Source organism: Asticcacaulis solisilvae, from assembly GCF_017875235.1.
Taxonomy (GTDB): domain Bacteria; phylum Pseudomonadota; class Alphaproteobacteria; order Caulobacterales; family Caulobacteraceae; genus Asticcacaulis; species Asticcacaulis solisilvae_A.
In genome coordinates, this window is sequence record NZ_JAGGMI010000008.1 from 123847 (window position 1) to 135808 (window position 11962).

12 protein-coding genes are annotated in these 11962 nt (G+C 64.8%); 7 read left to right on the forward strand and 5 right to left on the reverse strand.

Annotation, left to right across the window (positions count from 1 at the left end):
• Positions 1 to 237: 237 nt before the first annotated feature.
• Together J2X24_RS14500 and J2X24_RS14505 are read right to left on the reverse strand one after the other, a co-directional pair.
• Positions 238 to 1002, reverse strand: a complete 765-nt coding sequence (locus tag J2X24_RS14500; protein WP_209723064.1) for a LytR/AlgR family response regulator transcription factor — start codon at positions 1000 to 1002, stop codon at positions 238 to 240.
• Positions 999 to 2198 (reverse strand): sensor histidine kinase, encoded by a 1200-nt coding sequence (locus tag J2X24_RS14505; RefSeq protein WP_209723067.1) that lies wholly within the window; start codon positions 2196 to 2198, stop codon positions 999 to 1001. Before J2X24_RS14505 ends, J2X24_RS14500 begins: the two co-directional genes overlap by 4 nt.
• Before the next feature lie 146 nt (positions 2199 to 2344).
• On the opposite strand from J2X24_RS14505, the gene J2X24_RS14510 reads away from it, so the two are divergent.
• Genes J2X24_RS14510 through J2X24_RS14530 form a run of 5 tightly spaced genes read left to right on the forward strand, consistent with a single transcriptional unit; the run spans position 2345 to position 6249 of the window.
• Positions 2345 to 3202: a sulfurtransferase gene (locus tag J2X24_RS14510; RefSeq protein WP_209723070.1), complete on the forward strand. Its 858-nt coding sequence runs from the start codon at positions 2345 to 2347 to the stop codon at positions 3200 to 3202.
• A gap of 2 nt (positions 3203 to 3204) precedes the next feature.
• Positions 3205 to 3687, forward strand: a complete 483-nt coding sequence (locus J2X24_RS14515) for a YeeE/YedE thiosulfate transporter family protein (protein ID WP_209723073.1) — start codon at positions 3205 to 3207, stop codon at positions 3685 to 3687.
• Complete coding sequence (locus tag J2X24_RS14520) at positions 3684 to 4223, forward strand: YeeE/YedE thiosulfate transporter family protein (RefSeq protein WP_209723076.1); 540 nt, start codon at positions 3684 to 3686, stop codon at positions 4221 to 4223. The genes J2X24_RS14515 and J2X24_RS14520 overlap by 4 nt, the downstream gene beginning before the upstream one ends.
• Positions 4220 to 4792 carry a rhodanese-like domain-containing protein gene (locus J2X24_RS14525; RefSeq protein WP_209723079.1) on the forward strand — a complete coding sequence of 191 codons (573 nt, stop codon included), beginning with the start codon at positions 4220 to 4222 and terminating at the stop codon, positions 4790 to 4792. Before J2X24_RS14520 ends, J2X24_RS14525 begins: the two co-directional genes overlap by 4 nt.
• Positions 4786 to 6249 (forward strand): aminotransferase class V-fold PLP-dependent enzyme, encoded by a 1464-nt coding sequence (locus J2X24_RS14530; RefSeq protein ID WP_209723082.1) that lies wholly within the window; start codon positions 4786 to 4788, stop codon positions 6247 to 6249. The genes J2X24_RS14525 and J2X24_RS14530 overlap by 7 nt, the downstream gene beginning before the upstream one ends.
• A 2-nt stretch (positions 6250 to 6251) precedes the next feature.
• Here J2X24_RS14530 and J2X24_RS14535 read toward each other — a convergent pair whose 3' ends face one another.
• Entirely contained in the window at positions 6252 to 8003 is a 1752-nt protein-coding gene (locus J2X24_RS14535; protein WP_209723086.1) for a tetratricopeptide repeat protein, read from the reverse strand.
• 390 nt (positions 8004 to 8393) lie between these two features.
• Between J2X24_RS14535 and J2X24_RS14540 the strand changes: the two genes are divergently transcribed.
• Together J2X24_RS14540 and dmeF are read left to right on the forward strand one after the other, a co-directional pair.
• Positions 8394 to 8669, forward strand: a complete 276-nt coding sequence (locus J2X24_RS14540) for a metal/formaldehyde-sensitive transcriptional repressor (RefSeq protein ID WP_209723089.1) — start codon at positions 8394 to 8396, stop codon at positions 8667 to 8669.
• A gap of 7 nt (positions 8670 to 8676) precedes the next feature.
• Positions 8677 to 9615: a CDF family Co(II)/Ni(II) efflux transporter DmeF gene (gene dmeF, locus J2X24_RS14545; RefSeq protein ID WP_209723102.1), complete on the forward strand. Its 939-nt coding sequence runs from the start codon at positions 8677 to 8679 to the stop codon at positions 9613 to 9615.
• A 208-nt stretch (positions 9616 to 9823) separates the two neighbouring features.
• On the opposite strand, the gene J2X24_RS14550 is transcribed toward dmeF, so the two are convergent.
• Both J2X24_RS14550 and J2X24_RS14555 read right to left on the reverse strand, forming a co-directional pair.
• The gene (locus J2X24_RS14550) at positions 9824 to 10954 is read right to left on the reverse strand and encodes an acyltransferase family protein (protein WP_209723104.1); all 1131 of its coding nucleotides are present in this window, start codon (positions 10952 to 10954) and stop codon (positions 9824 to 9826) included.
• Positions 10955 to 11127: 173 nt separating this feature from the next.
• Positions 11128 to 11853 (reverse strand): hypothetical protein, encoded by a 726-nt coding sequence (locus J2X24_RS14555; protein WP_209723107.1) that lies wholly within the window; start codon positions 11851 to 11853, stop codon positions 11128 to 11130.
• Positions 11854 to 11962 lie beyond the last annotated feature (109 nt).

Consider the following 11962-nt stretch of genomic DNA (forward strand, 5'->3'; position numbering starts at 1 on the left):
GCTTTTGGCTGAATATCGCGACAAAACAAAAACCTAGAGCGATATGCCAAAAAGTGTGCAGCGGTTTTTGGCTGAATATCGCGACAAAACAAAAACCTAGAGCGATATGCCAAAAAGTGTGCAGCGGTTTTTGGCCAAATATCGCGACAAAACAAAAACCTAGAGCATGATGGCGGTTCGACTTAAACGCATCATGCTCTAGCACAGCTTATCTGCCAGGCCGAAGCATTTCCGCTCTCACATCGGCCGGAAGCGATCCTGGAAGGCGGCGCTGACCGGCACGGTCTCGGCGCTGCCGTGCAACTGTACGCGCAAACGGCCGTCCTCGTCGCGGCGGATGGCGCGGATAGCCGAGACGCGCACGATGGCGCTTCGGTGCACCTGCCAGAACACTTCCGCGTCAAGTTGCCCAATCAGGTCCTTCAGGGGCGTGCGGATATGCGCCGAGCCCTGCGCCGTCAGCACACAGGTATATTTGTCCTCCGACCGGAAGGCCAGGACGTCATCGACCGCGATCATGCGGATGGTGTCGCCGACGCCCGCCGAAATCCAGCTCATCCGCCGCGCCGGCGGCGCCAGTCCCGCCTTCAGCGCGCTCAAAAGCGCCGTCGTGTCCGCGCGTTCGTGCGCCGCGATGCGCCCGCGCACACGGGCGATGGTGGTCATCAGCCGGTCACGCCGGACGGGCTTCAGCAGGTAGTCCGCCGCCCCGTCTTCGAAGGCCGCGAGCGCGAACTCGTCGTAGGCCGTGGTGAAGACAACGTGCGCTTCGCCCGCCGTCCGCGCGACCTCAAGCCCGCTGACGCCCGGCATGCGGATGTCGAGAAAGGCGACGTGGGGCCGCAACTCAGCCATGGCCTCGACCGCAGCCAGGCCGTCGGCGCATTCGGCCGCGATCTCAAGCTCGGGCCATAGCTCGGCCAGCAGGATCTTCAGTTCGTGGCGCTGGGCGGGTTCGTCCTCGGCGATCAGGGCGGTGACGGTCATGCTTTTAGACGTCATTCTGGCCTCACGTCGATGACGGCGCGCGTGCCGCCGCCTTCGCGCCCGGCGATCTCAAGCGACGCCTCGGCGCCGAAGCGGTTGCGCAGCTGCGCCCGGACATTGGCCAGGCCCAGGCCGTGGCTGGGCCCCGGCGTTAACCCTGCGCCGTCGTCCTCGACCGCGACGCGTAAGCGCCCGTCGCGCAAGGCCGCGCGGATGGCGATCTCGCCCGGCCCCGGCTTGGGCTCGATGCCGTGCTTGACGGCGTTTTCGACCAGGGAAATCAGGATCAGCGGCGGGAAGGCCATGGCGCGCACCTCATCATCGGCTTCGATCACGATCCGGATGCGGCCGTCCATGCGGACATTCATCAGCTCGAGGTAACGGTGGCAGATATCGATCTGCTTGCCCAGGGTCGCGTCCTGCAAGGCGCTGTCCCGGAAACTCGGCAGGGTCGAGCGCAGATAGTCGGCCAGGGCGTCGATCGTCGCCGCCGCCCGTTTCGGATCGGTCGCCACCAGCGAGCGTACCGAAGCCAGGGTATTGAACAGGAAGTGCGGCTCGACCTGGGCCTGCAGCACGGCCAGCCTGAGGTCGGCGGCGTCGCGTTCGCTGCGCATGGCGTTGACCTGGACCTCGGCTTCGTAGGCGGCCATTCTGCGGCGCTCGCTCATATAATGAAAGAAGGCGATGCCGCCGCCGACCGCCACCAGCACCATTGTGCCGTTGTTGAGCGTAAAGCTGAGGACCGCGGAAATAGCATGGAACAGCGCCGGTATCGGCGCCTGCATGTCAGGACCGTTCAAAGAGGACATCAGGTGGTCGTGATGACGATCGACCCAGGTGTCGGCCATGGTGGCGATGGCCAGTCCCACCAGCAGCGCCACGACGACCAGCCCGCGTTCGATTTGCAGCGGCAGGCCGAGATAGCGCACCCCGGTCGCCAGAAGCGGCCCGGCATTGACCATGATCAGCCCGCCGGTGCACGCCACCAGGGCCAGGGACGGCCAGTCCTGCATGGCATTCATGCCGAAGGCGTGCCACGACGCGTAGCCCACGCCATAGACCAGCGCGATCGGCCAGAACAGCCAGCCGCGCCGCACCCACCACGGCCAGGAAAACGCCGGATACATGTCCTGGCGGCGCCACCACGCCGATTCATCGTCGTGCGCACTGGGCGGCAGGGGGGTCGATAGATGGGTCACGTGAGTCATATCCCATCATAGCCGCATAACGGCGCGCACGCACCTTGCTCCGTCGCCCGGTTCCGGCCGTTCATCCACCCAAAGCCCGGTTTCGTCGCACGGCATCTTTCGCACGCCAAATCGGCCTTAGCCTCCCTCATCCCAAGGAGGCTGTCATGATCCGTTTCGCTATCGCCGCCGCGCTAATGGCCGGCGCCGCACTCCCCGCATCCGCCGAGATGCGCGTCACCCCGCAGTGGCTCAATGCCCACGCCAGCGACGCCAACCTCGTCCTGTTGCACGTCGGCGACAAGGGCCGCTATAAGAACAGGCACATCCCCGGCGCGCGCCACGTCGATCTCGACGATATCGCCGTGTCTTCGGATGGCCTGAGCCTGCAACTGCCCCCTGCCGCCGACCTGAAGACGCGCCTGGAACGTCTGGGCATCTCGGCGGCGTCGCGCATTGTCGTCTATTATGACCAGGACTGGATATCGCCCGCCACCCGTGTCGTCTTTACGCTCCATGCGGCGGGCCTCGGGGCACAAACCTTCCTGCTCGACGGCGGCCTGGCCCACTGGAAAGGTCCGGTGACGCGCGACGTGCCGCCTGCGAAAACCGGCCGCCTGCCCGACCTGAAGCTGCTGCCGGTCATCGCCGACCATGCCTTCGTCAAGGCGCACCTGACCGCCCCCGGCTACGACATCATCGATGCCCGCGCCGCCGTCTTCTACGACGGCCTGCACCCGGGAGGACCGATGGCCCACATGAAGCGCGGCCACATCCCCGGCGCCAAGAGCCTGCCCTTCACGTCGATCCACAATGACGACCTGACGCTCAAGACCCCCGCCGAACTCAAGGCGCTGTTCGCCGCCGCGGGCGTCAGGCCGGGCGACCGTGTCATCGCCTATTGCCATATCGGCCAGCAGGCGACGGAGGTTCTGTTCGCCGCGCGCGAAGCCGGCATCGACGCGGTGCTTTACGACGGCTCGTTCGAGGATTGGGCCATCCGCAACGCACCGGTTGAGAAGTGACGATGCGCCCCTACGCTGCGCCTTATCTGGCCGGCATCGGGCTTGGCTGCGTCCTCATCGCCTGTTTCGTCCTGACGGGCCAGGGCCTGGGCGCGTCCGGCGCCTTCGCCGAAGCCGCCAGCGCCGTCGCGCCCGTGGCCAACCCCTGGTTCGAAGCCTACCGCAACGACGGCCCGCCGCAGACGGCCTGGATCGTTTGGGAGGTGGCGGGCATCGTCCTCGGCGGCGCCATATCGGCGTGGCTCGCCGGGCGTTTCCGTTTTCAGGTCGCGCGCGGGCCGTCTTTAGCCGTTACACCGCGCCTGTTCGCGGCGCTCATCGGTGGGGCGGTCATGGGCCTGGGCGCCGTGCTGGCGCGCGGCTGCACCAGCGGCCAGGCCTTGAGCGGCGGCGCGCTGTTAAGCACCAGCAGCTGGGTCTTCATGCTGGCGGCCTTTGCGGGCGGTTTCGCAGCCGCGCCCCTGGTGCGGAGGCTGTGGTCATGAGCGAACTTCTCACAGCCCTTGCCATCGGCGCGGCCTTCGGCTTCGCACTCGAACGCGCCGGTCTTGGCGACCCGAACAAGCTGTCGGGCCAGTTCTACCTGCGCGACTTCACGGTTTTCAAAGTGATGATGACCGCCATCGTCACCGCCATGCTGGGCCTGTTCTGGCTGGGGCGGCTCGGCGTCGTTCCGCTCGGCGCGCTTTATGTGCCCGAGACCTTCCTGCTGCCCCAGGCCGTGGGCGGGCTCATCTTCGGGGCGGGCTTTGTCCTGTGCGGCCTGTGCCCTGGCACGTCGTGCGTCGCCGCCGCCTCCGGGCGGATCGATGGCCTGGCGGTCGTCATTGGCCTCTTCGCGGGGATAGTCGCGGCGGGCGTGGCCTTTCCGCTCTATGCCGAGTTTTACAACGCCACGCCGCTGGGCGTCCTCACCCTGCCCCGCCTGACCGGCCTGCCCTACGGCGCCGCCGTCGCGGCCATCACCCTCATGGCGCTCGCCGCCTTCGCCATCATTGACCGTTTCGCGAGGGAAAGATGACCATCACCCGCCGCCTTGGCTTTGCCGCCGCCGCCCTTGCCGGCCTGACCGCCTTCGCGGGCTTGCCCTACCGCCATACGAAGGGCCGCCTCGACATCGCCCGCACGATTGGCGCCATCAATGATGGATCGGACCACGTCCCGGCCCCGCGGCTCGCCGCCTGGATCAGGGACCGCAAACCCGGCCTGCGGGTCATCGATGTCCGCTTGGCCAAGGACTTCGCCGCCTACGCCATACCGACGGCGGAAAACATCCCGCTCGAACGCCTGGTCGAAACCACCTTCGCGCCGCACGAAACCCTTGTCCTCTATTCCGACGGCGGCGCCCACGCAGCACAGGCCTGGATACTGCTGCAAGCGCTGGGCGTCCACAATGCCGTCTTCATCCCCGGCGGACTGGCCGACTGGGACGAAGAGGTCCTGTCGCCGATGCTTTCCCCCGACGCCGACGACGCGCAAAAGGCGGCCTTCCGCGCCACCTCCGAACTCAGCCGCTATTTCGGCGGCCAGCCGTTGATCGGTGACAGCAACGCGCCTGTTCGTACCCGGTCCCGGAGGCGCGGATGCTAGAGCATTTACCGGCGAAGTGGGTACCGGTTCGCCGCCAGGAAATGCGGGAAAACAAAAACCTGGAGCATTGCGCCGCTTCATCTGAAGCGGGCAGTGCTCCAGACGATACATCCACGCGCGCCATGACCGACTTCGATGCGCTGCGGGCCAATGAGTTCGCCCGCCTGGACGCCCACGGCGTCACCTATCTCGACTATACGGGCGCGGCCCTCCACAGCGCATCCCAGGCCGCCGCCCACGCCGCGCGGATCACCGACGGCGTCTACGGCAATCCCCACTCCAGCCACACTCCATCGCGCGCCAGCATGGCCGACATCGCCGCCGCACGCGCCATGGCGCTGGCCTTCTTCGACGCCGACCCGGACATCTACGACATTGTCCTCACCCACAATGCCAGCGCCGCCATCAGGCTCGTCGCCGAAAGCTATCCATTCGGGCCTTCGAAAGGACTTGTACTCAGCGCCGATAATCACAACTCTATGAATGGCTTGCGAGAATATGCGAAGACGAAGGATGCGCCCGTCCATGTCCTGCCCCTGGCGCCCGGCCTGCGCCTCGACAGCCCCGCCGAACGCCTGGACGCCAGCGCCCGGCGCATGGGCGGCGGCCTCCTTGCCTTCCCCGGCCAATCGAACTTTTCCGGCGTCCGCCACGATCTGGACCTGATCAGGGCGGCGCAAGGCCTCGGCTTCGACGTCCTGCTCGACGCCGCGGGCTTTGGCCCGTCCGGCGATATCTCGCTGGCGCGCCACCCCGCCGACTTCCTCGCTTTTTCCTTCTACAAGCTCTTCGGCCTGCCGACCGGCATGGGCGCGCTCATCGTCAAACACACGGCGCTTGAGCGGCTCAGGCGGCCGTGGTTCTCCGGCGGCACGGTCGAATACGTCTCGGTCGCCCACGACCGGCACCAGTTGTCGCCTGGCCACCACGGCTTCGAAGACGGCACGCCCGACTTTCTCAGCGCCGGCGCGGCCGTCGACGGCTTTGAATTTCTCGGCCGCATCGACCGCCACGCCCTGTCCGCCCGCATGAGCATGCTGACCCGATATGCCCTGTCGCGCCTGACAGAACTGGTCCACGCCGACGGATCGCCCTGGGTCGAACTCTACGGCCCGGCCGACCTGAACGGGCGCGGCGGAACGATCGCCTTCAACCTGCTGACAAGAGGCGGCGCCGTCATCCCCTACGAAGGCGTCGAAGCGCGCGCCGCCCGGCAGGGCATAGCACTGCGCGGCGGCTGCTTCTGCAATCCGGGCGCGGCCGAAGCGGCCTTCGGCCATGCCCATGGCGGCATGATCCGCTGCCTCGACCGGCTGCGCGGGACCTTCACGCCCCAGGCCTTTCGCAACTGCCTGGGCTCGGGCACGGCCATCGGCGCCCTGCGGCTGTCGATCGGCATCCCGACGATGACGGCCGACCTCGACCGCGCGATTGCGTGCATTGCCGAAGCCGGATAGGCCTATTTGTAGGTCAGGGGCGGCGGCTGGTCCGTGTCCGGCGCCATCTCCTGCATCTCCACCGCCACCTCGTCGCGTTTGACCGCGACCCACAGCGCCTGCCAGACGGCCGCGCTGGCGATCGTCCATTCGGGCAGGCCGCCGTCGTCCGGCAAAGGATGCGACCGCAGCAGGGCCAGGGCCGCGTCACGTCCCGCTCCAGAGCGCACGTCCTTCATCGCCCCCTCGGCCACGCCCGCCAGCGAACGGCCGCGCGGATTGTCCGCCACGGTGCGCAGGACCTTCACCGCCGTCTCGCCGTCGCCCAGATAGGCGTAGGCCAGGCCGGCATCGAGCGCGTAGGCATCGACCTCGGGCGCCAGTTGCCACGCCCGGACCAGGGCCCCAAGCCCGTCCGGATCGGGTGCGCCATCCTTGGCCAGCAAAGCCTTGCCAAGATAATAGGAGGTTTCGGGCGCGTCAGGCGCGATGTCCGCCGAAGCGAAGAAGGCATCGGCCGCCGCCGGCAACTGCCCGAGCCTTAGCCGCGCCCGGCCGATGAGATAGTGGGCTTCGGCAGCGTTCGCGGTATCCTTCGTCAGACCGTCGACGGCGCCCAGCGCGGCGTGCGGATCGCCCCACAGCACCTCGGCGCGCGCCAGCGTCAGCTTCGCCCGCGCATCGTTCGGATAGGCGGCGACCGCCCTGCGGACATCGTCCAGCAACCCTGGTCCTTTCCTGGCGCCGGCGCAGCCCTTCATCATCGCCTGCGGGACGACGAGATTTTCGGCGCCTTCGGGCAGGGTCTCAAAGACGGCGTCGGCCACTGGCAGGGCCTTGAAGGTCAGCCTGGCCGCCTGGAGCTTCGAAGACATGTACATCTTCAGCTCCCAGCTCAGTTTCGACACCTTAAAGCCGAAGGCCTGTTCGAAGGCCTTTTCCGGCGCATCTCCTTTCTGAAGATTTGCCAGATAAAGACTGAATTTCTTTCGATTTTCCTGCGAAGATAAAATGTAGTGCGTGAATATCCAGGCCCGCGACTGGTATTCCAGCTTGACGCCGGCCGCACCGATATATTTGTCGCTGCCGGTTTCATTCTGGTTGAGCAGATCCTTGTAATCGACGCTGTAGCGCATGTGCCCGCGCAACCGGTGGAGATGCGTGGCGATGGCCTCGGGCGCCTGGCCGACGATCGCCAGGTCGCCTTCGAAGCGCGCGGTCGAGAAATAGTGGGCAAAGCCATCGATGAACCAGGTCGGCGTCCGCTCATAGGAATGGCGGTAGAAGAAGTGTCGCGCATAGGCTTCGAAAATGTAGCTCAGGCCTTCGTTTTCCGGGCGCTTTTCCAGCGCCAGGTGATCGGCCGCGTCATAGAACATGTGCACGCCGAAGCCCTGGACGCCCTCCTCGCAGCTCTTGTAGACGCCGATCGTGTATTCGGGGCTTTCCGGCGCGACCGTGTCGAGGCCGCCCTGGCCGGCGAAATAGGTCAGTTCCAGCCTCGGCTCGGCGTCGCCCTCACCTTCCGCAAGCCGGACATAGCTGCGCAACAGGTAGCGGAATTTCTCGAGCCGGGTCAGGAGCCGCGCCACCTCGGCCTGGGGCGCGTCACTGTAGACGGTGAAATGCGCGCTGTCGGCGCGAAACCACGTCCCGGCCTTGCGCTTCTTGTAGCTCTTGACGACCAGCGGCGCGTCCTGCGCTTCGGCCACAACCGGCGCCCCGCACAGCACGCCAAGCGCCACCACACCCCACAGCCAGTTCCGCTTCGTCATCCCAGTCCCCTCCGCGCGCCGATTTACAGGCTTATGCCTGTAAGACGAACAGGATGCGAAAAACGGACATGGGCATGTGCTTTCAGCATGGCCCTCAGCAGCGCCCTGGGGTTGACACCTGCGCCACGCCCCACCGTCAGCTTCGCTTCGCTCGCTGCCACCTCCCCATGCTTCGCACAGGGAGGAGGGAATGTACGTTGTCGCATCAAGCGGCGCATAGTGTCGCCATGTCGCCTGAGTCGGGCCGACACGCTCCCTCCTCCCTGTGCGAAGCATGGGGAGGGGGACCATTTGCGGAGCAAATGGTGGTGGGGCCGTCGCTGTCGAAACCCCGCCCACCGCCCCCTCCATCATTGCCAATCGCGTCTTTATACTATAGGGGGGTATAGTATGTCACACGCCCACGCCAACCGTCCCGCCCTCACCGCGCGCGTCCGCCGCATTGCGGGCCAGCTTGCGGCCGTCGAAAAGGCGCTCGAGGCGGACGCCTCGTGCAGCGACGTCCTGCAACAGGTCGCGGCCGTGCGCGGCGCCATCAACGGGCTGATGGATGAACTGATCGTCGACCACCTGCGCGAACACGTCGCCGCCCCGGGCCTCTCTTCCGAAGCCCGCAGCGACGGCGCCGAAGAGCTGATCGCCGTCATTCGCCGTTACGCCAAGTAGCCCCGCCATGCCGCTCAATCCTGTTCATGACCACGTCTTCCTCGGCCGCGCTCACGACGCCAACCGCCGCAAGACGCTGTGGGTCGTCGCCCTGACCGCCGTCATGATGGTCGGCGAGATCATCGCCGGCTACCTGACCGGCTCGATGGCGCTTCTGGCCGACGGTTTCCATATGGCGACGCACGCGGGCGCGCTTGGGGTGACCGCCGCCGCCTATGCTTTTGCCCGCAAACATGCCCACGACCGCGCCTTTAGCTTTGGCACGGGCAAGGTCGGCGACCTGGCGGGCTTCGCCTCGGCCCTGGTACTGGGCATGATCGCGCTCGGCATCGCCTGGGAATCGCTATGGCGGCTGTTTGAGCCCGCGAACGTCGCCTTTACTGAAGCCATCTGGGTGGCGGTGCTGGGTTTGATCGTCAATGTCGCCAGCGTCTTCCTGCTGTCGGGCGGCGGCCATCATCATGGCCACGATCATCACGGTCATGATCATCATGACCACGGGCACGGGCACGGGCACGGCAACGACAACAATATGAAGTCGGCCTACATGCACGTCCTGGCCGACGCCTTCACCTCGGTGCTGGCGATCGCGGCGCTCCTGGCCGGGCGCTATATCGGCTGGGTGTGGCTCGACCCGGTCATGGGCGTGGTCGGCGGCGTGGTCATCGGCCGCTGGTCGTGGTCGCTGATGAAGGCGACCGCCGCCGTGCTGCTCGACAAAACCGACGATCACGTCGCCGAAGAGATTCAGGCGCTGGTCGAAGCTTCGGGCGACACGAAAATCATCGACCTGCATGTCTGGCGCATCGGTCCCGAAGCCCATGCCGCCATTGTCAGCGTGGCCGGAACCGCCGACAACGCCGCGATCCGCGCGCGCCTGAAACCCGTCCACGAGCTGGCCCACCTGACCGTGGAAACCTGGCCGGCGGAGACCGCATCGAGCTAGAGCGATATGGCGAAAAGTGTAAGCGGTTTTCGCCTTAAATATCGCGACAAAACAAAACTTAGATCGGTATGATGTTTCCACTTAAAATCATACCGATCTAAGCGCCGGCGTCCGGCCGACGGATATTCCGCCCCAACTTCATGTCCTGATATGCGGCGCCGCGTCATCAGGCGGGGCCTGGTCATCCGGCGAGTTAACCGACTCCCGGTTACTCCGCCGGCAGAAGTGACCTTGGCGACCGCTTTGTCCGGGCGCCCGTCGCAAACGAAAGCAGGGTCGGCGCAAACCTCATCATTGCAAAATAGCAGGCCAGAAGCATGGCAATCAAAAGCGTCGGTACTGCGAGATATATCGCGATCAGTGTCAGGCTGTCATCGGGCCGGACGACGCGGTAAACCACCCTGCGCACCAGGGTCAGCAAAGGCTCATGCGCGGCGAAGACGAAAAAGCTCGCCGGCGCGAGTGTTGTCAGAACCCTACTCACACCTGGCGACATCAGGCTGAACCGCGTCAGGAAGAGCGCGCTCAGGCACCCCAGCAGGATTGTGGCATTATGAAGCGGACGATACCATGGTGTATCGAGCGACAGCAGGTCCGCGGCAATGGCGACGGCATAGGCGGCGACAATCCACGGACCGAACCGGTCGGTCGCGAACAGGCTCATGCCCCTCATCGCCAGAGCCACGCCGCACAGAAAGAACAATGTGGACGAGAGCATATATTCCTGCGCCGGGAAAAGTCCTGAAAACCAAATGATCGCAATCGGTAATATCAGAAACAAGCGACTGAGCTTTAAAGCCCACCACAGTACAGGCCACAGCAGGACCAGAACCATAAGATTGCGCGTGAACCAGAACTGATAGGCGTTGGGCGCCTGAGTAATGCCCAGTACGGCATTGAAAAAGTCAAACAAGGAGTAGTCGCTGACGCGCCGGTTGCTGCCTGAAAACAGGCCTGCGCTGCCTGGAAGAAACTCCAGGGCCAGATAGAGGACGACCGTCAACGTCGTCCAAAACAGATGCGGAACAAGCAGGGTGCCGACACGGTTTTTGATCTTCTCACGATAGGCACGCCACGAAAGCTGCACGCCAAGCTGGAGCAGATAGCCGGCCAAAACGAAATAGAGCGGCACGGCGATCCTGGCAATAATCGTCGAACCGGCATAACGGATGTAATAGTCGACGCCATGGCCAGTTGTGTGCAGGAGTGCCTGATCGCCCGTATAGATAGCACTGCTGAAAGCATGGATAAAAACGACCAGGACAATCAGCGGAAAACGCAAGGCGGTGATGCGGTCAGATGAGACCTTATCAACCTTACACTCCACGCTGTTTGCCATCTAATCTATCCGGTCATGCCATAATATTACGACGAAAACCGAACACTCGCGTCTGATTTGCAAGAAATCACATAGGATCGCGACTTGATTTGATAAATAATTGACAAGACGTGATAGATTGAGCCCGGTGCGTTCCCAAGCTCCGCCGGCGTGACCCCGGCGGCCATAGGCGCTCAATCGGCGGCGCTGACCGTCCTGACCACCTTGCCGCTGTCATCCAGCATCTGGATCTGCGGATCTCCATTGGCGCCGACCAGCAGTTGCAGGCGCGGCCTTCCCCTGGCGTCGTTGAGCACCAGGGCCGATGCCCTGTCCCGCGTCGTGCCAAGATAGATGCGCGGCTGTCCCAGCCGCCCCTCGTCACCGAGGCGCTGCCAGTAGGCGCGCCGCTCAGCCGGTGCCAGCCTGTCCGCCTCGGCCATAAAGCCACTCTTCTCGGCGTTCGATGTCGTTGTAAAGGCTGGAACATCATTGATGATCAACGACGAGCTTGACGTCGTCTCGGTATCGGAATGCTTGAGCTGCAAGGCCTGGTCCTGGCGAAAGCGGTCGAACGACAGGGCCAGGCCGGCGCGGACCTTGCCGTCGGCGGTCATGCGACCGTTCTGGATGAGGCCACCGTTTTCGGTGCCTTCGTCGTTGACGAACAACATGCCGGCCATGTTGGCGCGATCCGGGCGCGCGATTTCGACGCCCTGTTCGAAGCTGCCCGGGAACTGGGCGCGGTTGGAGATGATCAGGCGCTTGGTGCCGTCGGGCTCGACGATATTGATCCGGCCGACGGTGATTTCATCGAAGTGCGCGTGGTTCGACGCTTTGGCGCCGCACAGCAGCGCCACCCCGCCGACGACAGCCGCCGACGTGATGCAGCCCGCGAAAAAAGGATGAAATTTGAACATGATACCCCTCGTGATTCAATGCTTACATGAGAGGTACAACACCGCACTGACGGTGGCCAATTACAGTTTGGTAAGCCGTGCCATCGCCCCGCCGTGGCGGCGACGCAGG

Coding starts and splice junctions, on each gene's coding strand:
- dmeF (WP_209723102.1), top strand. CDS start 8,677: ATGCCGCTCAATCCTGTTCATGACCACGTCTTCCTCGGCCGCGCTCAC.
- J2X24_RS14540 (WP_209723089.1), top strand. CDS start 8,394: ATGTCACACGCCCACGCCAACCGTCCCGCCCTCACCGCGCGCGTCCGC.
- J2X24_RS14505 (WP_209723067.1), bottom strand. CDS start 2,198: ATGACTCACGTGACCCATCTATCGACCCCCCTGCCGCCCAGTGCGCAC.
- J2X24_RS14525 (WP_209723079.1), top strand. CDS start 4,220: ATGACCATCACCCGCCGCCTTGGCTTTGCCGCCGCCGCCCTTGCCGGC.
- J2X24_RS14500 (WP_209723064.1), bottom strand. CDS start 1,002: ATGACGTCTAAAAGCATGACCGTCACCGCCCTGATCGCCGAGGACGAA.
- J2X24_RS14555 (WP_209723107.1), bottom strand. CDS start 11,853: ATGTTCAAATTTCATCCTTTTTTCGCGGGCTGCATCACGTCGGCGGCT.
- J2X24_RS14520 (WP_209723076.1), top strand. CDS start 3,684: ATGAGCGAACTTCTCACAGCCCTTGCCATCGGCGCGGCCTTCGGCTTC.
- J2X24_RS14515 (WP_209723073.1), top strand. CDS start 3,205: ATGCGCCCCTACGCTGCGCCTTATCTGGCCGGCATCGGGCTTGGCTGC.
- J2X24_RS14510 (WP_209723070.1), top strand. CDS start 2,345: ATGATCCGTTTCGCTATCGCCGCCGCGCTAATGGCCGGCGCCGCACTC.
- J2X24_RS14535 (WP_209723086.1), bottom strand. CDS start 8,003: ATGACGAAGCGGAACTGGCTGTGGGGTGTGGTGGCGCTTGGCGTGCTG.
- J2X24_RS14530 (WP_209723082.1), top strand. CDS start 4,786: ATGCTAGAGCATTTACCGGCGAAGTGGGTACCGGTTCGCCGCCAGGAA.
- J2X24_RS14550 (WP_209723104.1), bottom strand. CDS start 10,954: ATGGCAAACAGCGTGGAGTGTAAGGTTGATAAGGTCTCATCTGACCGC.